The sequence below is a fragment of the Streptomyces sp. NPDC014889 genome, assembly GCF_043081205.1.
Classification (GTDB): Bacteria; Actinomycetota; Actinomycetes; order Streptomycetales; family Streptomycetaceae; genus Streptomyces.
In genome coordinates this window covers 173,309-197,666 of the sequence record NZ_JBIBWH010000011.1, presented here as the reverse complement: position 1 = coordinate 197,666, position 24,358 = coordinate 173,309, and the positions used below count along the sequence as shown (strand labels likewise).

Genomic DNA, 24,358 nt, shown 5'->3' with positions numbered 1-24,358 from the left:
GCCGGAGTGGATCTTGGTGGGCTACTCACCGGTTGTGGACAACGCCGTCACTCACGCGAGTCACAGCGATCGGGCGATATCGAGTGGGGCGACACCGCCCCTCACCCGCTCGGCAGCTCCAGATCGCTCTTGTTCAGCTCCTCGATGTTCACGTCCTTGAACGTAAGGACGCGTACCTGCTTCACGAACCGGGCCGGCCGGTACATGTCCCACACCCAGGCGTCGGCCATCGACACCTCGAAGAACACCTCACCCTGCACCGAGTGGACCTGCATCTCGTAGTCGTTGGTGAGGTAGAAGCGCCGCTCGGTCTCGATCACGAATTTGAACAGACCGACGACATCGCGGTACTCCCGGTAGAGCTTGAGCTCCATCTCGGTCTCGTACTTCTCGAGGTCCTCGGCGCTCATGGCATGTTCCCCTTCAGCCGTGCGATCCCACCATTGTGCGCCAGTCCCATGAGGCCCTAGACGATTTCGGTGTCGAGGGTAACGGGCCCGGCCGGGGGACCTTCGTCGAGCAGTCTGCGCAGCAGCTCGGCGAGTCTGGTCGGATACACCGTCTCATGTGCCCGGATCAGTTCCTGACACGTCCACCAGCGCGCTCCGGCGACGCTGCGCCGCTCCAGCTCCGTCAGGGCCGTGGCCTCGACCGCCGTCCGGTCCGTACGGGCCAGGTAGTACCACTCATCCTGGTTCCAGCGTCGGCCCGCGAACGGGAACGAGCACGTCCGGCGCCACAGCACCGGGCCGAGTTCGACCTCGGTGATGCCGGTCTCCTCGGCGAGTTCCCGCAGGGCGGCCTCCTCGCGCGTCTCGGCGCCCTCCAGGCCGCCGCCCGGGGTGAACCACCAGTCGTCGGCCGGGTCGTCCGGCTCGTGGCCGTGCAGCAGCAGGATGCGGTCCTCGGGGTCGAGCAGGACCACCCGCGCGACCTTGCGCAGTCCGCCGCGGAGGCCGTCCGCGCCCTCGGCGCCCTCGGCGTCCTCAGCGAGCACCGGCCGGCTCCGTCCGGGTGCGGGCGCGGGAGCGGCCCAGCCGCGCCGCGATCGGGCCGTAGGCTCCCCCGACGAGGACCAGCGCGGCGCCCGCCACGATCATCGTGGTGATGGTGCGCAGCGGGCCCGGCCGGGAGAGGGAACCGAGCGCCTCGAAGCCGCTGGGGCGCTCCAGCAGACCCTTCATGGGCCAGACGACGGCGTCGACCCGGGCGTCCACGGCGTCGCGCGAGACGGTGCCCGTGGCCGCGTCCGTGAGGTGGGCGGTGGAGTCCAGGGAGCCGTGGCGTTCGTCGCCGAGCAGGAACAGCCGGCCCTCGGGGACCTTCACGGTCGGGAAGCCGCCGGCCTCGGCGACGGCGCCCTTCAGGTACGGCTCGTCGACCTGCTCGCCGTTGACGGTCAGCCTGCCCTTCTCGCAGCAGGAGACGGTGTCGCCGCCGACGGCGACCACGCGTTTGATCACGGCGGAGTTCTGCACCCAGTTCTTGTCGTGGAAGACGACCACGTCGCCGCGGTGCACCTGATCGCCGTCGACCCGCTGGGCCAGCACCCGGTCGCCGATGCCGATCGTCGGCGTCATCGAACTGGTGGGCACGGTGTACGGACGGTAGATCACCGCCGCCCACACGAACCCCGCGAGGAACAGCACCAGCCCCACGGCCACGGCAAGTCCGGACAGCCTCTGTCCGGCCTTTCCACCCACCGGGTTCCCGTCTGTGCCACCGCTGCGCGGGGCCGTACGCGTCGTGCTCTCACCACCCATGGACCCGCACCTTACCCGTCGGTACCGGGACGGGGCAGCCCCTCCTTCCCGGCCACCGCCGCACGCTCCACAAGGGCTTCACAACGGTGGACGGAGGAGCGGAAGCCGCCGCGAGCGGGGCTCAGCGGCTTCCGGTGGCCGTCGTCGGCGTGCCCGTGCCGGCCGCGGCCTTCGCGGCCCGCCTGCGCCGCCACACCGCCACCGGCACGACCGCGGTCAGGGCCACGCCCTCGGGGGCCACCGACAGGGCGCCCGCCGCCGAGGACTGCTGGTTGATGCCCTGCTGGTCGAAGGTGTCCGGAACGGGCAGCGTGCCCCAGCGGTTGATCGGCCAGGCCTTGACGATGGCACGGCCTACGACGTCCTTGACCGGGACCATGCCGTGGTTCGCGTCGCTCTGGTTGTAGCGCGAGTCCCGGGAGTTCTGCCGGTGGTCGCCCATGACCCAGATGAAGCCCTTGGGCACGTGCACCTTGAACTGGCCGCCCTGGTCGTCGACGCTGCACGGCGTGTTGCCCGCGTAGACGTACGACTGCTCCTCCAGCGGCTTGCCGTTGACCAGCAGCGGGCCGGTGTTCTTGCACTCGACGGTGTCGCCGCCGACACCGACGACGCGCTTGATGAGGTCCTTCTCCTCCGCGGACGGCATCAGGCCGATCCAGCTGAGCACCGTCTGCAGCGCGTTCGGGCTGGCCGCCGGCTCGCCCGCCAGCCAGTCGTCCGGGTCGTGGAAGACGACGACCTCGCCGCGCTCGGGCTCGGAGCCGAACCACGGCGTCAGCTTGTCGACCAGGACGCGGTCGCCCCGCTGAAGAGTGTTCTGCATCGAGTCCGAGGGAATCGAGAACGCCTGCACGAGGAAGGTCTTGATCAGCAGCGCCAGTACCAGCGCGATACCGATCAGGATGGGCAGCTCCTTCCAGAAGGAGCGGGGCTTCTTCTGCTCGGAGGCGCCCCCGCTCCCCTGGTCACCGCCGTCGTTGTACTCCGTCACCGTGCCGTCCTCGGCTGCTTCGCTCTCACTCCCGGAGGCCACGGCGCTGCGCGCAGCGGGGTCCGCCGCTCCCTCGGGGTGTCCGCGGTGCTCCTCGCCGTCGTGTCCGGACCGTGCGCCGACCGCCACATCCCCCACGCCAACTCCTCACTCCGTGCCGCCGCCTGCCCCATGCGCGGCGCAGGCCCACCACTCCCATAACGAGCGGGAGTTCCGCAGGGCTCGGGAGTCGAACCGATCCGTTCGGATCGTCTGGGGCAACCCTATGCGACAGCCGGGGAGCAGCGGTCGATGCCGCCGCCGCGTCGGGCACCGACGAAAAGGTTTTCGGCTCCCTCAGCATGGTCCAGTGGCCGACGGGCCAGCCGATGACCATGGCACGCCCCACCACGGACTTCTCCGCGACGGTGCCACCGTACGGGGTGTCCTGGTGGGCCCGCGAGTCGGCGGAGTTGTCCCGGTGGTCGCCCATCACCCACAGCCGGCCCGGGGGGACGGTGATGTCGAACTGGGTGTTGGAGGGTGCGTTGCCCGGGTGGAGGTAGTCCCCCTCGCTCAGGGGAACGCCGTTGACGGTCATCCTGCCCTGCGTGTCGCAGCACTTGACGTGGTCACCGCCTACGCCGACGACCCGCTTGATGAGGTCCTTCTCGTCGTCGGAGGGCAGCAGGCCGATGAAGGTCAGGCCCTGCTTGACCTGCTTGACGCCCACCGGGTCGTCCTTGTGGGCGGTCTGCTCGCCGGCCAGCCAGCCGCCCGGGTCGTGGAAGACGACGACGTCCCCGCGCTGCGGCTTGGCGCCGAACCACGGGGTGAACTTGTCGACCAGGACCCGGTCGCCGATCCGGATCGTCTGCTCCATGGAACCGGACGGGATCACGAAGGCCTGCACGAGGAAGGTCTTCAGCACCAGGGCTATCAGCACGGCGACGCCGACGAGGAGCGGTATCTCCCGGACCGCGGAGCGCCTGCGCCGCCGCTTGACCTTGCGCTGCAGCTTGCGCCGCTCGGCGCGGGTGCGGCCGCCGGCCTGACTCGCGGCGCGCCGTGCCCCGGTGGGGAGCAGGTTGTCGGCGGCGTTGGCGGAGACGCCGCGCGGTCGGCCGCGGCTACCCATGGGTGCCGTCCGCTGGGCCGGCGGCGGGCACGCGCGCGTACGCGTCCGGGCGGTGCAGGTGGGTCCGGTGGCCGAAGGGCCAGACGATCCAGTCGGCCCGGCCGATCACCTCGCCGACCGGGATCATGCCGCCGCCCGGCGAGCCCAGATGGTCGCGCGAGTCACTGGAGTCGCCGCGGTGGTCGCCGAGGACGAACAGGGTGCCCTCGGGCACGACGACGTCGAAGGGCACGATGGACGGGCTGTCACCGGGGTAGAGGAACGCCGACTCGTCGGCCGACCGGCCGTTCACCTGGATTCTGCCCTCCTTGTCACAGCAGACCACATGGTCTCCGCCTACACCCACAACGCGTTTGATGTAGTCGCCGTCCCCGAAGTACCCGGTGCCGTCGAACACGACGACATCGCCGCGCCGCGGCACGGCTCCGAAACGGTACGCCAACTTGTTTACGGCAACGCGGTCCCCGATCCTCAATCCCGGCTCCATGGATCCGCTCGGAATCTCGAACGGCTGGATCACGAACGTGTTGAGGAGCAGCAGGAGGACCAGGCAGCTCAGCGCGGTCAGGGTGATCCTCGCGCCGGGAAGCCACTCGGTGATCCACGAGATCAACGCGAAACGCGACCGTTCCTCCGGCCCCCGCGTCCCCGGGGTCTTCCCGGGTTCCGCGTCACAAGGGCGGGAGGAGCGGTCGCGCTCCGTCTGCTGTGCTTCGGTGTCCATCGGGGCCGAATGTTATCCGGCCCCGCCATGAACTCCGGGAGGCGCTCAGTTGTCGCGCTTCTCCTTGATCTTCGCGGCCTTGCCGCGCAGCTCACGCAGGTAGTACAGCTTGGCGCGGCGCACGTCGCCCCTGGTGACGAGCTCGATCTTCTCCACGATCGGGGTGTGCACCGGGAAGGTGCGCTCGACGCCGACGGAGAAGGAGACCTTGCGGACCGTGAAGGTCTCGCGCACGCCGGAGCCCTGGCGACGGATCACCACGCCCTTGAACTGCTGGACACGGGAGCGGTTGCCCTCGATGACGCGGACGTGGACGTTGACGGTGTCGCCCGGGCGGAAGGCCGGGACGTCCTCGCGCAGCGACGCGGCGTCGACGGAGTCGAGCAGGTGAGACATTTCGTCTGCTTTCTTCGCTGATGCCACAGGTCATCAACGGGAACTAGATCTACGGGATGGGTGCCGCGCGGGTCGGAACGGGCGTCGTGTCCCCCTGTGGCAGGGGCGCACGCCGGACGGCGCACAGCAGCGGCCTATTCTTCCACGTCGTCGGTCCTGCGCCAAAATCGGCCGTGCGTCCCGCCCCCGGGGTCCGGCGCCCAGCCCAGGATGGACAGCATCTCGCGGTCCTTCTTGTCGAAGACCTTCGGGTCGCAGCGCTCGATGAGGTCGGGCCGGTGGGCCGTCGTACGCCGCAGCGCCTCGTCGCGCCGCCAGCGGGCGATCTTCCCGTGGTGGCCGCTGAGCAGCACCTCGGGGATGCCCTGGCCGCGCCAGAGCGGCGGCTTGGTGTAGACGGGGCCCTCCAGGAGGTTGGCCATGGTGCCGGGCGCGAAGGAGTCGTCGCGGTGCGACTCGGCGTTGCCGAGGACGCCGGGCAGCAGCCGCGCCACGGCCTCGGTGACGACCAGTACGGCCGCTTCGCCGCCGGCCAGGACGTAGTCGCCGATGGAGACCTCGTACACGGGCATGCGGGTGGCGTACTCGTCCATCACCCGGCGGTCGATGCCCTCGTAGCGGGCCGGTGTGAAGATCAGCCAGGGGCGCTCGGAGAGCTCCACGGCGAGTTCCTGGGTGAACGGGCGGCCGCTGGGCGTCGGGACGATGAGCGCGGGCGCGTGGGAGCCGGCCTCGTAGCCGTCGGCGAGGACGGTGTCCAGGGCGTCGCCCCAGGGCTCGGTCTTCATGACCATGCCCGGACCGCCGCCGTAGGGCGTGTCGTCGATCGTGTGGTGGCGGTCGTACGTCCAGCCGCGCAGATCGTGGACGTGCACGTTCAGCTGTCCACGCGCGCGTGCCTTGCCGACGAGGGAGACGTTCAGGGGTTCCAGGTACTCGGGGAAGATCGTGACGACGTCGAGCCGCATCAGGACTCGTCCTCCGCGTTCTTTGCAGTCTCCGCGTGCGTGCGGGAGGGGGCGCCGGGCGCGCCGGCGTCCTCGTCGGGCTCGGAGCGGTCGTCGATGAGGCCGGGCGGCGGGTCGACGACGGCCCGCTGCTCCTCCAGGTCGATCTCGGTGACGATCTCCCCGACGAAGGGGATCATCACCTCGGTGCCGTCCGGACGCTCGACGATCAGCAGGTCCTGGGAGGGCAGATGGGAGATCTCGGTGATCCGGCCGATCTCCGTGCCGTCCGTGAGGACGACGTCGAGGTCGATCAGCTGGTGGTCGTAGTACTCGTCCTCTTCCTCGGGCAGTTCCTCGGGGTCGACCTCGGCGATCAGGAGGATGTTGCGCAGGGCCTCGGCGGCGGTGCGGTCGCGCACGCCCTCGAAGCGCAGCAGGAGGCGGCCGCTGTGGACGCGGCCCGTCTCGATGGTCAGCGGGCCGGCGGACGCCGGGTCGGTGGCCAGGACGGCGCCGGGAGCGAGCCGCAGTTCGGGCTCGTCGGTACGTACCTCCACGGTGACCTCGCCCTTGATGCCGTGGGCGCGGCCGATCCGTGCGACTACCAGCTGCACGTGGAAGATCTCCTGTCGAAACGTCAGAACGCGAGCCGCCGGGCGGCTCATACGACTACGGGCCGGGGACGGCCCAGCGGCCCTCCCCGGCCCGAGCCGGTTGCGAAAAGCGTCAGCGGACGTGGTCCACGTCGACGAGGTCGACACGGACTCCGCGGCCGCCGATGGCGCCCACGACGGTGCGCAGGGCACGCGCGGTGCGGCCGTTGCGGCCGATCACCTTGCCGAGGTCGTCCGGGTGGACCCGGACCTCGAGCACGCGCCCGCGGCGCAGGTCGCGCGAGGCGACCTGCACATCGTCGGGGTTGTCGACGATGCCCTTCACGAGGTGCTCAAGCGCCTCCTCGAGCATGCTGCTCAGGCCTCGGTCGACTCAGCCGAAGAAGACTCGGCGCCGGCCTCGTCCTTCTTCTCAGCCTTCTTCTTCTGGGTGATGGCCTCACCCTTGTTCTCGTCGTCACCACCGAGGGCCTCGAACGACGGGCGGGTGGCCTTCTCGGCCGGCTGCAGCAGCGGCGCGGGGGCGGGCTCGCCCTTGAACTTCTGCCAGTCGCCGGTCTTCTTCAGGATGGCGAGCACGGGCTCGGTCGGCTGGGCGCCGACGGAGAGCCAGTACGCCACACGCTCGGCGTTGACCTCGATGCGCGAGGGGTTCTGCACCGGGTGGTACAGACCGATCTCCTCGATGGCCCGGCCGTCACGGCGGGTACGGGAGTCGGCGACGACGATGCGGTAGTGAGGCGAACGGATCTTGCCCAGACGCTTCAGCTTGATCTTGACTGCCACGGGAGTGGGTTCTCCTGGATTTGACGTGGTTGGGCACGGCGGAGACGCCGCGTGGGGTTGCGGTACCCGAGTGCCCGACGGACGCGTCAGCCGGAGGAGAGAGGGGTCCTGTGCGGCTGTCGAGTACAGCTAGCCATTGTGCCACACCCGATGGGCCGCTTTCCGCGCGGAGGGTGCGGGGCCGCTTCCGGGCACGACTGAACGGCACCCGGCGTTCCGGGTGCCGTGGAATGCGGGCGCCTGCCCACTTTCCGGCGGGGGCGCCGCCCTGCACGGCGGCGCCCCGCGCACGTCCCGCCGCTCGTCCGGCACCCACGAGATGCCGGGACGCGGCCGGCCGGTCAGCCGGCCGCCGCGCCCACCGGCTCCGGGATCCTGAACGGCTTGCCGCAGCCGCCGCACATGATCGGGGCCTGGGCCAGGACCGAGGGGACGACCCGCACATTGCGACCGCAGTCGCAGACCGCCTTGACCCTGACCCCGCCGCCGGAGGAGCCGTGCCGGGCGGCCGGTCCGCGGAAGCTGCGGCCGGTGTCGGTGGAGGTGGCGGCCGAGTGCGCCTTCAGCGCACGCTGGAGCCGCTCGATCGTCGGACGGTAGCGCCGCTTCGCCTCGGGACTGAGCGTGACCAGCGAGAAGCCGCTGCTCGGATGCGGCTCCTCGGGGTGGTCGAGGCCCAGCTCCTCGGAGATCGCGAGGAACCTGCGGTTGTGGTAGCGGCCGGCACGGGACGTGTCGCGTACGCCGCGCGCGGCGGCTACGCCATGGACTGCCTCGTGAAGCAGTCGCTCGAAGGAGAGTTCGTGTCCGCATGCGGACGAGGACTCCCCGATCAGGGACTCGGGCGCGGCAAGGTCCGGCAGCTCGGGGTGGTACCGCTGAATGTCGGCCCACGCCTGCGCCAGCTCTGCGGCGAGAACAGGTGGTGTCGTGCTCACGTAATGACAACGAGCCGGAGGGCCCCTGTGTTCCTATTCCGGGGCATCCCAAATAATTTGCACGTACCCGTCAGTCGTCACTGATGCGTCCTGACGAGGGCGGGTGCGCTGATCTGCGGAGAAGCCGCACAGCTCCCCCCAAGGTGGTGCGCAAGGGGAGTACGCACCGGCGCGTACGCCTTTCCCGCACGCCGGGGGGACGGGATCGCGCCACGCGCAAGAGGCGTTTCGGCCGCTTCCCGGGCCAAAGAGCCCCAACCGGTCGGAGCCCCGACGTTACCGGGTGCGCGCCCGGCGCCGGCCACCGGGCCACGGGACAGCCGACTTCCGGCCACGTCGATCCCGGGCCCAGGTTGCCGGGACGTGAAATCCCGGCCCGTACCGCCCCAGGACGCAAGCGGAGCCCCGCGACCCCTGGACGCGAGGGAGGGCTCGGAGTTACCTGGCATGGGGGAAGTGGGAGCGCACTGCACGGGGGCCACGGAACCGGGCACAACGGCAGCACTCGGCGGATAGGGGCGCCCATCCATGACACCTGCGCTCATGCGGCAGCACTTACGGCACACGGCAACCGAACCCGGCGCGGAGCCACGCGCACGCGCGCGCGACTGGTCCGAGATCCAGGAGCGGATGCTGGTCCCGCTCCACGAGGCCGTCTACACGCGACTGGAAGTGGGCTCCGGCACCCGGCTGCTGGCCCTCGGCTGCGGCTCCGGGCTCGCCCTGCTCCTGGCCGCGGCGAGGGGCGCGACGGTCACCGGCGTCGACCGCTCCCGCCCGGAGCGGCTCGCCCTCGCCCGGCAGCGGCTGCTGCCGGAGCCGTGGGACACGCGCACGCGTACGGCCGCACGGATCGTCGACGGATCACCGAGGGACGCCGCCGACCCCGGCGGCGTCCCGTACACCCTCGTGACCGCCTTCGAGCCGATCGGCTGCCTCGCGGGCGACTCGGAGGGCCTGGCCGGCCTGCTCGCCGCCGCGACACCGCTCGCCGAGAAGGGGGCGCCCGTGGTCCTGGCCGGCTGGGGACCGCCGGAGCGCTGCGCGACCTCGTCCGTGCTGCGGGTGGCCACCAAGCTCGCCGATCCGCTGCGCAGCCCCGGAAGTTGGCGTCCCGCCCTGCGCGACGACCTGGAGGAGGTGGCCCAGCGCGCCGGCCTGCGGCCCGACGGCTCCGGCCGCGTCGCCTGCCCGTTCGGGTACGCCGATCTCGACAGCGCGGTGCGCGGACTGCTGTCCACGGGGCTGTTCGACGCGGCCGTCGCCGCCACCGACCAAAACCAGGTCGACAAGGAACTCACCGAGGCGCTGCACGCGCACCAGCGGCCGGACGGCACCGTGTGGATGCCCAACGTCTTCCGGTACCTGATCGCACGCACGCCCTGAACCTCGCCGGACGAGCCTCACCGGACGCCGCCGTCGGCCTCCGCCTCCTTGCGCAGCCGGGCGACCCCGGCGACCCGGTAGGCGTCGGCCTCCTCCAGCGTCTCGTTCTCCAGCAGCGCCTGCGCCAGCGCGTCCAGCTGCTCCCGGTGATCACGCAGCTTGCGGCACGCCTCCTCGTAGCACTCGTCGACGATGCGCCGCATCTCGCTGTCGATGGCGTCCAGGGTCTGCGGGGCGGCGGCGAGCCCGTAGGCCTGCTGGGCGTCGTCCGGCAGCGCGGAGAGACGGCCCAGGTGCTCGCTCATGCCCCAGCGGGCCACCATCCCGCGCGCGATCGCGGTGACCTGTTCGAGGTCGTGCTCGGAGCCGGTCGTGACCACCCCGTAGACGACGTGTTCCGCCGCCATGCCGCCCAGCGCGCCGATGATGCGGCCCCGCAGGTACTCCTCGGTGTACGCGTACTTGTCGGACTCCGGCGTCGACAGCGTCACCCCGAGCGCCCTCCCGCGCGGCACGATGGTGATCTTGCGAACGGGGTCGGCGCCGGGCTGGAGCATGCCCAGCAGGGCGTGCCCGCTCTCGTGGTAGGCGGTGCGCCTGCGCTCCTCCTCGGGCATCACCAGCGCGCGTTCGGCGCCGAGCTGGACCTTCTCCAGCGCCTCCGAGAAGTCGGTCCGCGTCACCCGCTCCTGCCGCCGCTTGACCGCGAGCAGGGCGGCCTCGTTGGCGAGGTTGGCCAGTTCCGCACCGGTCATGCCCGGAGTCGTACGCGCCACCCGGGCGAGGTCCACGTCCGGGGCGAGCGGGATGTGCCGGGTGTGGATCCGCAGGATCGCCTCACGGCCGCCCCGGTCCGGCGGCGAGACGCTCACCACCCGGTCGAAACGGCCCGGCCTGGTCAGCGCGGGGTCCAGCACGTCGGCGCGGTTCGTGGCGGCGAGCACGATGACGCCCTCCGAACCGGAGAAGCCGTCCATCTCCGTCAGGATCTGGTTCAGCGTCTGCTCGCGCTCGTCGTGCCCGCCCATCGAGGCGCCGCCGCCCCGGGCCCGGCCGATGGTGTCGATCTCGTCGATGAACACGATCGACGGCGCCACCTTGCGGGCCTCCGCGAACAGCTCGCGCACCCGGGAGGCGCCCACCCCCACGATCATCTCGATGAACTCGGACGCCGACGCCGAGAAGAACGGCACACCGGCCTCACCGGCCACGGCCCGCGCGAGCAACGTCTTGCCCGTGCCCGGCGGCCCCGTGAGCAGTACCCCGCGCGGCATCTTCGCGCCCATGTGGCGATAGGCGTCCGGATGCTCCAGGAAGTCGACGACGTCGTCCAGCTCGCCCTTGACCTCGTCGATGCCCGCCACGTCCGCGAACGTGGTGCGCTGGGTGCCCGGCTGGAGTTCGACCGGCCTGGGCGGCGTCTTGCGCCCCAGCAGACCGCCCGCCCCGCCCAGACCCGAGCCGATCCGCCGCGCGAAGAAGATCCACAGCGCCGCCAGCACCACGATCGGCGCCAGCGAGAGCAGCAGGTTCGGCAGCAGGCCGCGCTCCTGCACGACCGGCTGCGCGGTCACCGTCACATGGTGGCTGCTCAGGCTCTGCCAGAGCCTGTCGTCCGCGAAGGCCGGGCGCTGGGTCTTGAACTTGGTGTACGTACCCCCGCCCTGCGGATTGGCCCGGGCACTCCTGAGCCGGCCCTGGATCGCGTCGCCCTTGGAGTAGATCGTGCCGACGTTGCCCGCACCGAGCTGTCTGCTGAACTCGGTGTACGAGATCGTCGGCTCGTGGCCCTGGTTGTAGTAGCTCAGTCCGCCGTAGGCCACCAGGAAGACGATCACCGCGGTGACGAGCAGCCCCCACCACCTGCCGCGCGTTCGCCTGCCACCGGGCCGCCCGGGCGGCTCGTCCGGCGTGCCCTCGGTACGCCACGGCTGGTCAGAGCCATTGCGCGGCGGCGCGGCATTGCTCATATCTGGACGTTACGACACATGGCGTACCCCGGCACGCGCTGAGGGCGCCCCTCCGCGGAAGGGCGCCCTCGGCGTTGTCCAGACGCCGTACGGGTGACACGCGCGTCCCGTACGGCGCTCGGGGTGGGCTCAGCCCATGAACTTCTTGAACTCGTCCGGAAGCTCGAAGTCCTGACCGCCCTGCTGCGGCAGCCCCAGGGCACCGCCGGACTGGGCGGCGGCGCGGCGGGCCGCCTCCTCCTGCTCCCGCTGCTTGCGCTTCATCGGGTTGCCGGAGCGCTGCTTGCCCTTGGCCTTCTTCGGCTGCTTCTTGCTCCGGCCGGGACCGCCGCCCATGCCCGGGATCCCCGGCATGCCGGGCATCCCGCCGCCCTGGGCCATGCGGGACATCATCTTGCGCGCCTCGAAGAACCGCTCGACCAGGTTCTTCACCGCGCTGACCTCGACGCCGGAACCCTTGGCGATACGGGCGCGGCGCGAGCCGTTGATGACGGTCGGGTCCTGGCGCTCGCCCGGGGTCATCGACTTGATGATCGCGGCCGTGCGGTCGACGTCCCGCTCGTCGATGTTGTTGATCTGGTCCTTGATCTGGCCCATGCCGGGCAGCATGCCGAGCAGCTTGCTGATGCTGCCCATCTTCCTGACCTGCTCCATCTGGGCCAGGAAGTCGTCCAGGGTGAAGTCCTGGCCCTTCTTGGACGCCAGCTTGGAGGCCATCTTCTCGGCCTCTTCCTGGCTGAACGTCTTCTCCGCCTGCTCGATCAGGGTGAGCAGGTCACCCATGTCGAGGATGCGGGAGGCCATCCGGTCCGGGTGGAAGGCGTCGAAGTCGTCGAGCTTCTCACCGTTGGACGCGAACATGATCGGCTTGCCGGTGATCTGCCGGATCGACAGGGCCGCGCCACCGCGGGCGTCACCGTCGAGCTTGGACAGCACCACGCCGTCGAAGCCGACGCCGTCGCGGAAGGCCTCGGCGGTGTTGACGGCGTCCTGACCGATCATCGCGTCGACGACGAACAGGATCTCGTCGGGGCCGACGACGTCCCTGATGTCCGCCGCCTGCTGCATCATCTCCTGGTCGATGCCGAGACGGCCGGCCGTGTCCACGATCACGATGTCGTGGACCTGGGTCCGCGCGTGCTCGATCGAGTCCTTGGCGACCTTGACCGGGTCGCCCACGCCGTTGCCCGGCTCGGGCGCGTACACGGCGACGCCGGCGCGCTCGGCGACGACGCTGAGCTGGTTGACGGCGTTCGGGCGCTGGAGGTCACAGGCGACGAGCAGCGGGGAGTGGCCCTGCTCCTTGAGCCACTTGCCGAGCTTGCCCGCGAGGGTGGTCTTACCGGCGCCCTGGAGACCTGCCAGCATGATCACGGTGGGCGGCTGCTTGGCGAAGCGCAGACGGCGGGTCTCCCCGCCGAGGATGGTCACCAGCTCGTCGTTGACGATCTTGAGGACCTGCTGGGCGGGGTTCAGCGCCTTCGAGACCTCGGCGCCGAGGGCGCGTTCCTTGACGTTCTTGATGAACGAACGCACGACCGGCAGGGCGACGTCGGCTTCGAGCAGCGCGATGCGGATCTCGCGCGCCGTGGCGTCGATGTCCGCTTCGCTCAGCCTGCCTTTTCCGCGGAGGTTTTTGAAGGTCGCGCTGAGGCGGTCGGAGAGAGTATCGAACACGGCGGCGTCGGTCCTCGGGGTCGGGGTCGGCAGTCTGAGCGCCTTCCAGGGTATCCGGCTCGGCAAGCAAATCGTCCCTGCCCGCTGATTACGGCGAGCGGACACCCTCACACGACCGTGAGGTCACGGAGGTCACGCCTGCAACGCCGCTTCCAGTTCGCGGGCCGTGGAGGCCGCTTCCCCGGCCGACAGCGGGACGCTCTTGTCGCTCAGGACGTAGAAGGCGTCCACCGCGTTGGCGCCGAGCGTCGACACGTGCGCACTGCGCACCCGTACCCCCGCGTCCTCCAGCGCCCGTCCGATCCGGAACAGCAGCCCCGGCGCGTCCTGGGCGCGGACCTCGATCACGGTGGCGTGGCGGGAGGCGGCCGGGGCGATCGTGACCCGGGGCGGGGGTGCGGCCGTGCCGTGGCGACGCGGGTGGGCGGCGTCCCGTTCGGCGAGGCGGCCCGCGATGTCGAGGGAGCCGTCCAGGGCCCGGACGAGGTCGGCGCGCAGCCGGACGGCCTGCGGCAGGGCGCCGTACTCGGCGGCGACGCGCCAGTCCAGCAGGAGCACGGAGCCGCCCCCGACGCCGGCCGGCAGGTCCAGGGGCCGCAGCTCGGCCGCGCGGACGGTGAGCCGGTGGGTGGCCAGTACTCCGGCGACCGCCGGCAGGACGCCGGGCTGGCCGGCGACGGCGATCAGGAGCTCGACGCCGAGCGGCTCGGGCTCCCCCGGGTGCTCCTCGACGGGCGGCTCGGTCCGCGCCCGCAGGGCCAGGGCCGGTCCGCCGGTGCGGAAGGCCTCGATGGCGAGACGTTCCTGCTCGGCGGTGGGCGCGGTGGGCCCGGGCTCGTCGGGGATGTCCCCGGCGAGGACCGCGCGGACCCGTCCGACCAGGTCGGCGACGAGGGAGCCACGCCAGGACGACCAGGCGGCGGGCCCGGTGGCCAGCGCGTCCGCCTCGGTGAGCGCGTGCAGCAGTTCGAGGGTGCTCTGGGTGCCGACCGCCTCGGCGACGGCGCGGACGGTGGCCGGGTCGTCCAGGTCGCGCCGGGTGGCGGTCCGGACGAGCAGCAGGTGGTGGCGTACGAGGGTGGCGAGCACCCGGGTGTCCGCCGGGCCGAAGCCGATGCGCCGGGCCACGGCCGCGGCGACGGGTTCCCCGGCCGCGCAGTGGTCGCCGGGCCGTCCCTTGCCGATGTCGTGCAGCAGCGCGGCGACCAGGAGCAGGTCGGGGCGGCCGACCCGGCGGGTGAGGGCACAGGCGCGTACGGCGGTCTCGATCAGATGGCGGTCGACCGTCCAGCGGTGGACGGCGTTGCGCTGCGGGCGGCAGCGCACCCGCTCCCAGTCGGGCAGGAACCGGGTGATCAGCCCTTCCGCCTCCAGTGCCTCCCAGATCTGCACGGTGGGGCGGCCGGAGCCGAGCAGGGTGACGAGCTGTTCGCGGGCCTCGGCGGGCCAGGGCGTGGGCAGGGGGCACGCGGTGGCCGCGAGGTGCCGTACGGCGCGCGGGGAGAGCGGCAGGCCTGCCTGTGCGGCGGCGGCAGCGGCGCGCAACGGCAGCACGGGGTCGTGTTCGGGACGCGCGGTGCGGGCGAGCCCGACCTCGCCGTCCTGTTCCACCACGCCTTCGGCGAGCGGGGTGCGCTCCGCGATCTGCCGTCCGCCGCCGAGCAGGGCGCGCAGTCTCGGCCGCACGGCGCGCGCCCGGAGCACGCGCCCCACTTCCCGCCAGGTGACGTCACCGGCGTACGAGAGGACGCGTGCCGCCTCGTACACCTGGCGCAGGAGCGCGTCGGCGTCGGGCAGGCCCAGTTCCGCGGCGACCTGGTCCTGGTCCTGCAGCGCGAGCCGGTCGGTGGCGCGGCCGGTCGTCAGATGCAGGACGTCGCGCACGTCGAGCAGCCGGCGGCGGGCGTCGGCGAGGCCCTCGCGCGGGGCGTCCGCGAGCCAGGAGGCGGCGACGGCGCGCAGGGCGGTGGCGTCCCGCAGACCACCGCGGGCCTCCTTCAGATCGGGTTCCAGGAGGTACCTCAACTCGCCCTGCCGCTCGGCGCGTTCGGCGCACAGTTCGCGGAGCGCGGGCAGGCGTCCTGGCGCCTGGTTGCGCCAGTCGGCGAGGATCGCGGTGCGCAGTGCGGTGGTCAGTCCGAGGTCGCCGGCCAGGTGCCGGGCGTCCAGCAGACCGAGCTGGACCCTGAGGTCCTCGCGCGCCGCCGCGCGGGCCTCGGCCGGGGTGCGGACCGCGTGGTCGAGGGAGATGCCGAGGTCCCACACGGGGTACCAGAGGCGGTCGGCGAGGGCGGCGATCTCCTCGGTGCCGCCGCCCTGGTGCAGGAGCAGCAGGTCCAGGTCGCTGCGGGGCGACAGCTCTCCGCGCCCGTAGCCGCCCACGGCGACGAGAGCGATGCCCCGGAGCCCCCCGGCCGCCGCGGTGAACAGCTCCGCGAGCCAGTGGTCGGTCAGTCCGGCGAGCGCGGCTCGGCGCGGTGGCCCGGTGCACGCCCCCTCGGTGAGGAGGCGCAGCCGGGCCGCCGCGTAGCCCTTCTCCGCTTCGCCCCGCACGTCCGCGCGCGTCATCGGCGGCTCCTGTCCTGCGGCCGTCAGAGCGCGTCCGGGCCGCGCTCGCCGGTGCGGACCCGGACCGCCGTCTCGACCGGCACGGACCAGACCTTGCCGTCGCCGATCTTGCCCGTGCGGGCGGCCTTCACGACGACCTCGATCAACTGCTCGGCCTCGTCGTCCTCGGCCAGCACCTCGATGCGGATCTTGGGCACCAGGTCGACGGTGTACTCGGCGCCCCGGTAGACCTCGGTGTGGCCGCGCTGCCGTCCGTAGCCGCTCGCCTCGGTGACGGTGAGGCCGTTGACGCCGAACGACTGGAGGGCCTCCTTGATCTCGTCGAACCGGTGGGGCTTGACCACGGCGGTGATGAGCTTCATGCGTCCACCTTCCTGCTCTGCGTGGCGGCCTTCTTGATCTGCGCGGCGGCCAGGGCCGGGGCGGTGACGGCGGCGACGGCTCCGCCGCCCGCGCCGGTGAGGTCGTACGCGGTCTCGGCGTGCTCGGCCTGGTCGATGCCGGAGACCTCCTGGTCCTCGGTGACCCGCATGCCGATGGTCCGGTCCAGGAGGAAGGCGAGGACCGCGGAGGCGATCAGGGAGTAGGCGAGGACGGCGAAGACTCCGGCGCACTGCTTCCAGAACTGCTCCGGGCCGCCGCCGTAGAACAGGCCCCGGACGGCGGACTGGCCCCTGCCGCTGGCGAAGAAGCCGATCAGCAGGGAGCCGACGACGCCGCCGACCATGTGGACGCCGACCACGTCGAGGGAGTCGTCGTAGCCGAACCGGTACTTCAGGCCGACCGCCATGGCGCACAGGACTCCGGCGACTGCGCCCACGGCCATCGCGCCGAGCGGGGAGACCGCGCCGCCGGACGGGGTGATCGCGACCAGTCCGGCGACCGCGCCCGAGGCGGCTCCGAGGGTGGTGAACGCGCCGTGCCGGATCTTCTCGTAGGCGAGCCAGGCGAGCATGGCGGCGCCGGTGGCGACCTGGGTGTTGACGAACATCAGCGGGCCGACGCCGTCGTCGTTGCCGAGCCAGGAGCCGGCGTTGAAGCCGAACCAGCCGAACCACAGCAGACCCGCGCCGAGCATGACCAGCGGGAGGCTGTGCGGGCGCATCGGGTCCTTCTTGAATCCGATGCGCTTGCCGATGACGAGGATCACGCCGAGTGCCGCCGCTCCGGCGTTGATGTGGACGGCGGTGCCGCCCGCGAAGTCGATCACGCCGAGTTTGTTGGCCCAGCCGCCGGCGCCCCAGACCCAGTGGGCGACCGGGAAGTACACGACCGTGACCCACAGCACCAGGAACAGCGTCCAGGCGCTGAACCTGACCCGGTCGGCGAGGGCTCCGCTGATCAGGGCGGGGGTGATGATCGCGAACATGAGCTGGAAGACGGCGAAGACGAAGACCGGGATGGTGTATCCGGGCCACAGCTCGGTCTTCCCGATGCCGCTGAGGCCGACGAAGTCGGAGGTCCAGCCGATGAGGGAGCCCCGGTCGGTGCCGAAGGCCATCGAGAAGCCGTAGAGCACCCACAGGAGGGTGACGACTCCGAGGCTGATGAAGCTCATCATCAGCATGTTCAGCGTGCTCTTGACCCGGACCATGCCTCCGTAGAAGAAGGCCAGACCGGGGGTCATCAACATCACCAGGGCGGAACAGATGAGCATGAAGCCGGTGTTGGCGGACGACAGTTTGGGCGCGTCCGCCGCCAGCAGGATGGCGGCTGGTGCCATCGGCGTCTCCTCGTCGGTCGGCACGGCCCCGTGCGGGCGGCCGGGCGAAGCCTTGCGCGGTCCGGTCGGCGAGGGGGTGACCGGCCGACCGTGTCACGAGACTGGCCGAGCGCGGTTTCGGCGGACGCCTCTCGTTGTTTCGTCGGGGTGACGAAGAGGTCAGCCGTGTTACGTGGCGGTGAAGCGCGTGATGACGTGCCGTGAAGCGCGTACGGAGAAACAGGCCGGCCGCGGGCGGCCTTCCGATGACCAGGCATGGGGGAGCCGAGTCGGGCAGTTCGGGAGGGCCGGCCGCGGCCGGGGTCCGGGGAGGCGCTGTCAGACGGCCTCGGCGGTCTCGGGCAGTTCGAAGGCGAGCTGTTCGGTCAGGTCGATGACCTCGGCGAGGCCCCCGTAGGCGCGGACCGCGTTGTCGACGGTCTTGCGGATACGGGTGTTCACGCGCTCGGAGCGGACCTTCTTGGCCACCCTCATGGCCTGCCTCGCGTACTCGGTGCTCTGCTCGGGCTCGCGCTGGAGCAGGTGGACCGTGGCCATGCCGATGAGGTTCAGGGCGTACGACCGCTGGTGTTCGCGGTCCTCGGCGAACCGCTCCACCGCCTTCTGCATCAGCGGCTCCGCCAGGGAGGCGTAGGTGGGGCTGCGGCCGGCGACGTAGGCGAGGTCGCGGAAGGAGTGGGAGTTCTCGCCGTACAGCTCGGCCTCGGAGAAGAAGCGGATCCAGTCGGGGTCGGGCTCGTCCCAGTCCTCGGCGTCGCCGAAGGAGTCCTCCGCCATGCGCACGGCGCGCTTGCACTTGCCGGGCTGGCCCATGTTGGCGTAGGCGCGGGCCTCCAGCGCGTACAGCATGGACTGGGTGCGCGGGCTCGCGCAGTCGCGGCTGCCGTACTGCGCGAGGTGGATGAGCTCCAGGGCGTCCTCGGGGCGACCGAGGTGGATCATCTGGCGGCTCATGCTGGACAGGACGTAGGAGCCGAGCGGCTTGTCGCCGGCTTCCTTGGCGGCGTGCAGGGCGAGGACGAAGTACTTCTGGGCGGTGGGCTGGAGTCCCACGTCGTAGCTCATCCAGCCGGCCAGTTCGGCGAGTTCGGCGGCGACCTTGAACAGCCGGCGGCCGGTGGGTTCGGGCTGGGGCTCCTGGAGGAGGTCCGTCACCTCGTGCAACTGGCCGACGACGGCCTTGCGGCGCAGGCCGCCGCCGCACTGGGCGTCCCACTGCCGGAACATCACGGTGGTGGTCTCCAGCAGCTCCAGCTCGGGCCGGGAGAGCCGTCCGGGGCGGCGGGAGGCGGCCTGCGGATCGGGCTCCGCGAGGGGTGACTGGGGCACGGGCACGAGCCAGCGCTGGAGCGGTTCGATGAGGGACGGGCCCGCGGACAGCGCCAGCGACGTTCCGAGGAAGCCGCGCCGCGCCAGCATCAGGTCGCTGCGCGAGAACTCGCTGAGCAGGGCCACGGTCTGCGGGCCCGTCCAGGGCAGGTCGACACCGGTGGCGGAGGGCGTCGGGCGCGCGGTGCGCAGACCGAGGTCCTCCACGGCGACGACACAGCCGAAACGCTCGGAGAAGAGCTCCGAGAGGATCCTGGGGATCGGCTCGCGCGGGTTCTCGCCGTCCAGCCACCGCCTGACGCGCGAGGTGTCGGTGGAGATGTGGTTGGCGCCCAGCTGGCGGGCACGGCGGTTGACCTGGCGGGCCAGCTCACCCTTGGACCAGCCGCTGCGCACGAACCACGAGGCGAGCAGCTCGTTCGGGCGCTTGTCCGCGCTCGCAGCGCTCGTCCCGCTTCCGCCGTTGCCGCTCACTGGAACGCCCCCATCCCTGAGACCACTTGTCGCTTGGTGCGCCAAGCCCTATCAGAATGCCGGTCAACAAGGCCTTTCGTCCGCCGATTCTCACCCTTCGAACCGACTGCCGAGTTGCCTCCGGCATACCCACGAGTGCATGTGCCCCCAGGCCTCGCACACTCACAGTAATCCTACGATCACCCGCTCAGCCACGGGGATCGCTGAAACGCCACCATTCGCCACCCCTTCGAATGAACCCGTCGTGCCCCGGGCGCGATTCACTTGACATAGGCCAGCGGCGGGCGAGTGGAGCGGTGCACATGAGGGCGCGCGCTGTCCGGCGCACCACCCGTGGCGCTTCCGCACGCGGCAGGAACCCGGCACGACCGGGGAGGTGCGGAAACCGAGAGTGACGAAAGACATCCGCCTCGTAACCATCGGGGTGGTGGAACCGTTGGAGGGGGCATGGGCTTCACGATCGGCGGCATGCGCGAGATCCGCACCGGCACGCGGCGGCGCGGCCGGTCGTACCGCTCATCGGAGTGCACGGCGGTGGCCGAGTACACCGGGCTGTGGGGCTGGGACGTGGTGCGGGGCGCGCGGGCCGTCGGCGGGGCCTGTTCCTGCGGCCGCACGGACTGCCCGGCTCCGGGCGCCCACCCCCTGGACTTCGCGCCCGGGATCCCGGCCGGGGCCACGCTCGACGAGGCGACCCGGGCATGGCGGGAGCTGCCGGGGGCCGCGGTGATGCTGGCCGTCGGCCGCGCGTTCGACGTCATCGAGGTCGCCGAGCCGGCCGGGCGCAGCGCCCTGGCCCGGCTGGAGCGCATGGGCCTGCCCCTCGGCCCGGTGACCGCCACGCCGGACGGCCGGGCCCAGTTCTTCGTCGCCCCGGGAGCCGCCACCGAGCTGCCCGCCCTGCTGTACCGCCTGGGCTGGGACGATCCCGGTGCCCTCGATCTGCGCGGCCTCGGCCCCGGCACGTTCCTCACGGCCCCGCCCTCCGACCGCGGCGGCCGCGGCCCGGTCCGCTGGCTCCGCCCGCCCGCCCTGGACACGGCCAAGCCGCCACAGGCCCGCCTCCTCCTCGGCACCCTGGCCTACGTGGCCCACCGGTCCCGGGCATAGCCGAACGGGGTCCGACCGGCAACTCCGGGGACACGCGTCGGCGAGCGAGGCCGGGGGCGGCCCCGCGAGGGCGGGGCGCGGTCCGCGGGCCCTCGGTTCAGCCCGCCGACGCCACCGGCGGGGTTCGCCACGCGGGCGGGGACCAGGGCGCGTCCCGTCGACCGGGAACCCTCGGGTTGAGCCCCGCCGACGGCACCGGCGACGTCGCCGGCGAACCGGGCGGGGCTTCGCCTCTGGGCCGGGCCCAGATCGCGATCCGTCGGCAAGGACCTTCCGATTCAACCCGTGGGCGGCGCCGACGGCCTCCGTCGGCGGGCGGGTGCCGTGGTGCGGTTGTCTGGGCGCGGACCGGAGTACGGCCCCCCGGGCGCGGACCGGGGCACGACCTTCCGGCAAGGGCCGGAGTTCGATTCGCCGAGCGAGGACCGGGGCTCGGGCTCGCGGCGTGAGCCGGAGCGTGGCCCGCCGACGCGGGCCACGGTCCACGAGCAAGACCCCCGGATGCACCCCCCGCTGACGGCGCCGACGGCCTCCGTCGACGAACGGGGGCCGGGGCGCACCTCACCAGCCGGGGCCGGAGTACGGCCCGCCGGGCGAGGGCCGGGGCGCGCCCCACAGTGAAGGCCGGGGCACCGCCCGATGGGCAAGGCCGGGGTGCGGTCCGTCGGGCGGGAGCGTTCTTGTGTTGGGGCCCGCCAGGTACCAGCGTCCGCGGCGGCACGCTCACGGAGCACGGCCGCCCTGCGGAGTCGGCCCCATGACCCCCACGGGTTCGGGCCCCGCCGGGGCAACGTGGAAACGGAAGCGCCCGCCCCGGTGGACGGGGCGGGCGCTGGGGAGGGTGGGGGTCAGTCGCCGATGAGGGCGTCGACGAAGGCCTCCGGTTCGAAGGGGGCCAGGTCGTCCGGGCCCTCGCCGAGGCCGACCAGCTTGACCGGCACGCCCAGCTCGCGCTGGACGGCGACCACGATGCCGCCCTTGGCCGTGCCGTCCAGCTTGGTGAGCGCGATGCCGGTGATGTCGACGACCTCGGCGAACACACGGGCCTGGACCAGGCCGTTCTGCCCGGTGGTCGCGTCGAGCACGAGCAGCACCTCGTCCAGCGGCGCGTGCTTCTCCACGACCCGCTTGACCTTGCCGAGCTCGTCCATGAGACCGGTCTTGGTGTGCAGGCGGCCGGCGGTGTCGATGAGCACCACGTCGGCGCCCATCTCCTTGCCCTCCTTCACCGCGTCGAAGGCGACGGAGGCGGGGTCGCCGGCCTCCGGTCCGCGCACGGTGTAGGCGCCGACCCGCTCGCCCCAGGTCTGGAGCTGGTCGGCGGCTGCCGCGCGGAAGGTGTCGGCGGCGCCCAGCACCACGCTGCGGCCGTCGGCGACCAGGACGCGGGCGAGCTTGCCGGTCGTCGTGGTCTTGCCGGTGCCGTTGACGCCGACGACCATCACGATGCCCGGCTTGCTGGTGGCCGGCTCGGTCTTCACCGTCCGGTCCATCTCGGGGCCGATCAGCGTGAGCAGCTCCTGGCGCAGCAGGCCGCGCAGCTCCTCGGGCGTGCGGGTGCCGAGCACACGCACGCGCTCACGCAGCCGCTCGACCAGCTCCTGGGTGGGCTGCACGCCGACGTCGGCGGTCAGCAGCGTGTCCTCGATCTCCTCCCACGTGTCCTCGTCGAGGTTCTCGCGGGACAGCAGGACGAGCAGGCCCTTGCCCAGGGCGTTCTGCGAGCGGGAGAGGCGGGCGCGCAGCCGCACCAGACGGCCGGCGGTGGGCTCGGGCACCTCGATCGGGGGTGCCGGAAGCTCCTCGACGGGCGGCTCCTCGACGGCGACGGGAGCCGAGCCGTCGGGCAGATCCACCTCCTCGATCGTCCGCCGCGGCTCCTCCCGCGGCGTCTCGGCCTCCTCGCCGACGTGTGGCTCGGCCGGAGGGGCGGTGATGTCGGGCGCCGAGGGCGGCGGCGGGGGCGGCGGCTTCCTCCGCCGGCTGCCGACGATGAGCCCGCCGAGCGCGCCGAGCACCACCACGGCGATGACTACAGCAAGGATGATGGTTTCCATAACCTGTCCAGTATGCGTGACTGACTGGGCGGTCAGGGGTAGTGCGGAGGGGGCCGCGTTTCCTTGATTTCCGGGCCCGGCGGCCGCCCGGCCCACAGGGCGGGGAACGTACGCCCGAGAGCGCGTACTGCCCCGGCTCGGGGCGCGAGCCGGGACAGCGGGAGGCGGTAGTGCGGGGTGGTTACCCCATCTCCTCCAGCGTCTTGCCCTTCGTCTCCTTGACGAACTTCAGGACGAACGGGATGGAGAGCGCGGCGAAGGCCGCGTAGATGACGTAGGTCCAGGAGAGGTTCCAGTCGGCCAGCGACGGGAAGCTCGCGGTGATGGCCCAGTTGGCGATCCACTGCGCGGAGGCGGCCACACCCAGGGCGGCGGCGCGGATCCTGTTCGGGAACATCTCGCCGAGCAGGACCCAGACGACGACACCCCAGGACAGCGCGAAGAAGAGGACGAAGACGTGGGCCGCGATCAGGGCGACCCAGCCCTGGGTGGCCGGCAGCTTGCCGCCGACCAGGGGGTACGAGAACGCCCAGGCCTCCAACGCGAGGCCGACGACCATGCCGGCCGAGCCGATGAGCGCGAGCGGCTTGCGGCCGATGCGGTCCACGAAGATCATCGCGATCACGGTGCCGACGATGTTGATGATCGACGTCGTGAACGAGTAGAGGAACGACTCCGTCGGGTTGACGCCGACCGACTGCCACAGCGTCGCCGAGTAGTAGAAGGCGACGTTGATGCCGACGAACTGCTGGAAGGCGGACAGGCCGATGCCGATCCAGACGATCCGCTTGAAGAGGAAGCTGCTGCCGAGCAGGTCCTTGAAGGTGGACTTGTGCTCCCGCTTCATGGCGTTCTCGATCTCGGCCACGCGGGCGTCGAGGTCGATGTGGTCGCCCTCGACCTCGGCGAGGATCCGGCGGGCCCTGTCACGGCGGCCCACGGAGAGCAGGAAGCGCGGGGACTCGGGGATGGCGAAGGAGAGCAGTCCGTACAGGACTGCCGGGACGACCATCACGCCGAGCATGACCTGCCAGGCCTCCAGGCCCAGCAGCCGGCCGCGCTGGTTGCCGCCGGCGGCGTTGAGCAGCCCCCAGTTCACCAGCTGGGAGACGGCGATGCCGACGACGATCGCGGCCTGCTGGAAGGAGCCGAGGCGGCCCCGGTAGGCGGGCGGGGCGACCTCGGCGATGTAGGCGGGGCCGATGACGGAGGCCATGCCGATGGCGAAGCCGCCTACGATCCGCCAGAAGGCGAGGTCCCACAGGGCGAACGGCAGGGCTGAGCCGACGGCGCTGAAGGTGAACAGGGTCGCGGCGATCTGCATGCAGCGGATGCGGCCGATGCGGTCGGCGATACGGCCCGCGGTGGCGGCGCCGATCGCGCAGCCGATCAGGGCGATGGCGATGACCTGGGCCAGCTCCGCGGAGCCGATGCCGTAGCGGCTCCGGATGGCCTCGACGGCGCCGTTGATGACGGAGCTGTCGTACCCGAACAGGAAGCCGCCCATGGCGGCGGCCGCGGCGATGAAGATGACGTGCCCGAGATGTTCGGGGTGAGCCGTCCGGGCTCCGGGGCCTGGGGCCTGCGTTGCGGTCACGTGTACTCCTCGGGCACTCCGGCAGCGCTGCCGGAGTGGGGTCAGCCCCTTCAGGCGATGAGACCTGAAGACAAGAACAACGAGTGAGAGACTATGCCTTCATTTATCGAAGTCAACTTCGCTCTGGGTTAAGCCTCACCACCCACTGCATCGGGACTTCGATTCAAATGTTGTAGTCAAGCTGC

The 24,358-nt window shown here is 71.7% G+C and carries 22 protein-coding genes; 2 read left to right on the top strand and 20 right to left on the bottom strand.

Annotated elements, in window-relative coordinates; genetic code table 11:
- Nucleotides 1-101 precede the first annotated feature (101 nt).
- The 12 genes from ACF09J_RS23210 to ACF09J_RS23155 form a co-directional block, all read right to left on the bottom strand.
- Nucleotides 102-410 (bottom strand): DUF2469 domain-containing protein, encoded by a 309-nt coding sequence (locus tag ACF09J_RS23210; protein ID WP_018102380.1) that lies wholly within the window; start codon nucleotides 408-410, stop codon nucleotides 102-104.
- Between the two features lie 56 nt (nucleotides 411-466).
- Nucleotides 467-997 carry an NUDIX hydrolase gene (locus ACF09J_RS23205; RefSeq protein WP_392307339.1) on the bottom strand — a complete coding sequence of 177 codons (531 nt, stop codon included), beginning with the start codon at nucleotides 995-997 and terminating at the stop codon, nucleotides 467-469.
- Entirely contained in the window at nucleotides 987-1,763 is a 777-nt protein-coding gene (gene lepB, locus ACF09J_RS23200; RefSeq protein WP_392307338.1) for a signal peptidase I, read from the bottom strand. Before lepB (ACF09J_RS23200) ends, ACF09J_RS23205 begins: the two co-directional genes overlap by 11 nt.
- A gap of 121 nt (nucleotides 1,764-1,884) precedes the next feature.
- Nucleotides 1,885-2,895, bottom strand: coding sequence for a signal peptidase I (gene lepB, locus ACF09J_RS23195; protein WP_392307337.1), 1,011 nt, complete (start codon nucleotides 2,893-2,895; stop codon nucleotides 1,885-1,887).
- Entirely contained in the window at nucleotides 2,783-3,874 is a 1,092-nt protein-coding gene (gene lepB, locus ACF09J_RS23190; protein WP_392307336.1) for a signal peptidase I, read from the bottom strand. The genes lepB (ACF09J_RS23195) and lepB (ACF09J_RS23190) overlap by 113 nt, the downstream gene beginning before the upstream one ends.
- Nucleotides 3,867-4,598, bottom strand: a complete 732-nt coding sequence (lepB, locus tag ACF09J_RS23185; RefSeq protein ID WP_392307335.1) for a signal peptidase I — start codon at nucleotides 4,596-4,598, stop codon at nucleotides 3,867-3,869. The genes lepB (ACF09J_RS23190) and lepB (ACF09J_RS23185) overlap by 8 nt, the downstream gene beginning before the upstream one ends.
- A 45-nt stretch (nucleotides 4,599-4,643) precedes the next feature.
- The gene (gene rplS, locus ACF09J_RS23180; RefSeq protein ID WP_392307334.1) at nucleotides 4,644-4,994 is read right to left on the bottom strand and encodes a 50S ribosomal protein L19; all 351 of its coding nucleotides are present in this window, start codon (nucleotides 4,992-4,994) and stop codon (nucleotides 4,644-4,646) included.
- Nucleotides 4,995-5,128: 134 nt separating this feature from the next.
- Entirely contained in the window at nucleotides 5,129-5,962 is an 834-nt protein-coding gene (gene trmD, locus ACF09J_RS23175) for a tRNA (guanosine(37)-N1)-methyltransferase TrmD (RefSeq protein ID WP_392307333.1), read from the bottom strand.
- Nucleotides 5,962-6,558, bottom strand: coding sequence for a ribosome maturation factor RimM (gene rimM, locus ACF09J_RS23170; protein ID WP_392307332.1), 597 nt, complete (start codon nucleotides 6,556-6,558; stop codon nucleotides 5,962-5,964). The genes trmD and rimM overlap by 1 nt, the downstream gene beginning before the upstream one ends.
- Before the next feature lie 112 nt (nucleotides 6,559-6,670).
- Entirely contained in the window at nucleotides 6,671-6,910 is a 240-nt protein-coding gene (locus tag ACF09J_RS23165; RefSeq protein ID WP_005479813.1) for an RNA-binding protein, read from the bottom strand.
- A gap of 5 nt (nucleotides 6,911-6,915) precedes the next feature.
- On the bottom strand, nucleotides 6,916-7,344 hold the full coding sequence (rpsP, locus tag ACF09J_RS23160; protein ID WP_100571733.1) for a 30S ribosomal protein S16: 429 nt from the start codon (nucleotides 7,342-7,344) through the stop codon (nucleotides 6,916-6,918).
- Nucleotides 7,345-7,685: 341 nt separating this feature from the next.
- Nucleotides 7,686-8,282, bottom strand: a complete 597-nt coding sequence (locus ACF09J_RS23155) for a hypothetical protein (RefSeq protein WP_100571734.1) — start codon at nucleotides 8,280-8,282, stop codon at nucleotides 7,686-7,688.
- A 528-nt stretch (nucleotides 8,283-8,810) separates the two neighbouring features.
- Here ACF09J_RS23155 and ACF09J_RS23150 point away from each other — a divergent pair.
- Complete coding sequence (locus tag ACF09J_RS23150; protein WP_392307331.1) at nucleotides 8,811-9,668, top strand: class I SAM-dependent methyltransferase; 858 nt, start codon at nucleotides 8,811-8,813, stop codon at nucleotides 9,666-9,668.
- Nucleotides 9,669-9,685: 17 nt separating this feature from the next.
- Here ACF09J_RS23150 and ftsH read toward each other — a convergent pair whose 3' ends face one another.
- The 6 genes from ftsH to ACF09J_RS23120 all read right to left on the bottom strand — a co-directional run bounded on the left by ftsH (nucleotide 9,686) and on the right by ACF09J_RS23120 (nucleotide 19,409).
- Nucleotides 9,686-11,638 carry an ATP-dependent zinc metalloprotease FtsH gene (gene ftsH / locus ACF09J_RS23145; RefSeq protein WP_392307330.1) on the bottom strand — a complete coding sequence of 651 codons (1,953 nt, stop codon included), beginning with the start codon at nucleotides 11,636-11,638 and terminating at the stop codon, nucleotides 9,686-9,688.
- A gap of 129 nt (nucleotides 11,639-11,767) precedes the next feature.
- Nucleotides 11,768-13,315: a signal recognition particle protein gene (gene ffh / locus ACF09J_RS23140; RefSeq protein ID WP_392307329.1), complete on the bottom strand. Its 1,548-nt coding sequence runs from the start codon at nucleotides 13,313-13,315 to the stop codon at nucleotides 11,768-11,770.
- 132 nt (nucleotides 13,316-13,447) lie between these two features.
- Nucleotides 13,448-15,883 carry a [protein-PII] uridylyltransferase gene (locus ACF09J_RS23135; protein ID WP_392307328.1) on the bottom strand — a complete coding sequence of 812 codons (2,436 nt, stop codon included), beginning with the start codon at nucleotides 15,881-15,883 and terminating at the stop codon, nucleotides 13,448-13,450.
- Nucleotides 15,884-15,906: 23 nt separating this feature from the next.
- Entirely contained in the window at nucleotides 15,907-16,245 is a 339-nt protein-coding gene (locus tag ACF09J_RS23130) for a P-II family nitrogen regulator (protein WP_392307327.1), read from the bottom strand.
- On the bottom strand, nucleotides 16,242-17,606 hold the full coding sequence (locus ACF09J_RS23125) for an ammonium transporter (protein ID WP_392307326.1): 1,365 nt from the start codon (nucleotides 17,604-17,606) through the stop codon (nucleotides 16,242-16,244). Before ACF09J_RS23125 ends, ACF09J_RS23130 begins: the two co-directional genes overlap by 4 nt.
- A gap of 318 nt (nucleotides 17,607-17,924) precedes the next feature.
- A complete protein-coding gene (locus ACF09J_RS23120) occupies nucleotides 17,925-19,409 on the bottom strand; it encodes a hypothetical protein (protein ID WP_392307325.1) in 1,485 nt (494 codons plus the stop codon).
- 447 nt (nucleotides 19,410-19,856) lie between these two features.
- On the opposite strand from ACF09J_RS23120, the gene ACF09J_RS23115 reads away from it, so the two are divergent.
- Entirely contained in the window at nucleotides 19,857-20,519 is a 663-nt protein-coding gene (locus ACF09J_RS23115) for a bifunctional DNA primase/polymerase (protein ID WP_392307324.1), read from the top strand.
- 848 nt (nucleotides 20,520-21,367) lie between these two features.
- Here ACF09J_RS23115 and ftsY read toward each other — a convergent pair.
- Together ftsY and ACF09J_RS23105 are read right to left on the bottom strand one after the other, a co-directional pair.
- A complete protein-coding gene (ftsY, locus tag ACF09J_RS23110; protein WP_392307323.1) occupies nucleotides 21,368-22,576 on the bottom strand; it encodes a signal recognition particle-docking protein FtsY in 1,209 nt (402 codons plus the stop codon).
- Nucleotides 22,577-22,757: 181 nt separating this feature from the next.
- A complete protein-coding gene (locus ACF09J_RS23105) occupies nucleotides 22,758-24,173 on the bottom strand; it encodes a sugar porter family MFS transporter (RefSeq protein ID WP_392307322.1) in 1,416 nt (471 codons plus the stop codon).
- Nucleotides 24,174-24,358: the final 185 nt, after the last annotated feature.

What these genes read in the sequence shown, in the direction of transcription:
- ACF09J_RS23210 (WP_018102380.1), bottom strand. Translation starts at nt 410, where the DNA reads ATGAGCGCCGAGGACCTCGAGAAGTACGAGACCGAGATGGAGCTCAAG.
- lepB (WP_392307338.1), bottom strand. Translation starts at nt 1,763, where the DNA reads ATGGGTGGTGAGAGCACGACGCGTACGGCCCCGCGCAGCGGTGGCACA.
- lepB (WP_392307336.1), bottom strand. Translation starts at nt 3,874, where the DNA reads ATGGGTAGCCGCGGCCGACCGCGCGGCGTCTCCGCCAACGCCGCCGAC.
- lepB (WP_392307335.1), bottom strand. Translation starts at nt 4,598, where the DNA reads ATGGACACCGAAGCACAGCAGACGGAGCGCGACCGCTCCTCCCGCCCT.
- rplS (WP_392307334.1), bottom strand. Translation starts at nt 4,994, where the DNA reads ATGTCTCACCTGCTCGACTCCGTCGACGCCGCGTCGCTGCGCGAGGAC.
- trmD (WP_392307333.1), bottom strand. Translation starts at nt 5,962, where the DNA reads ATGCGGCTCGACGTCGTCACGATCTTCCCCGAGTACCTGGAACCCCTG.
- ACF09J_RS23165 (WP_005479813.1), bottom strand. Translation starts at nt 6,910, where the DNA reads ATGCTCGAGGAGGCGCTTGAGCACCTCGTGAAGGGCATCGTCGACAAC.
- ACF09J_RS23150 (WP_392307331.1), top strand. Translation starts at nt 8,811, where the DNA reads ATGACACCTGCGCTCATGCGGCAGCACTTACGGCACACGGCAACCGAA.
- ftsH (WP_392307330.1), bottom strand. Translation starts at nt 11,638, where the DNA reads ATGAGCAATGCCGCGCCGCCGCGCAATGGCTCTGACCAGCCGTGGCGT.
- ACF09J_RS23135 (WP_392307328.1), bottom strand. Translation starts at nt 15,883, where the DNA reads ATGACGCGCGCGGACGTGCGGGGCGAAGCGGAGAAGGGCTACGCGGCG.
- ACF09J_RS23130 (WP_392307327.1), bottom strand. Translation starts at nt 16,245, where the DNA reads ATGAAGCTCATCACCGCCGTGGTCAAGCCCCACCGGTTCGACGAGATC.
- ACF09J_RS23125 (WP_392307326.1), bottom strand. Translation starts at nt 17,606, where the DNA reads ATGGCACCAGCCGCCATCCTGCTGGCGGCGGACGCGCCCAAACTGTCG.
- ACF09J_RS23115 (WP_392307324.1), top strand. Translation starts at nt 19,857, where the DNA reads ATGGGCTTCACGATCGGCGGCATGCGCGAGATCCGCACCGGCACGCGG.
- ftsY (WP_392307323.1), bottom strand. Translation starts at nt 22,576, where the DNA reads ATGGAAACCATCATCCTTGCTGTAGTCATCGCCGTGGTGGTGCTCGGC.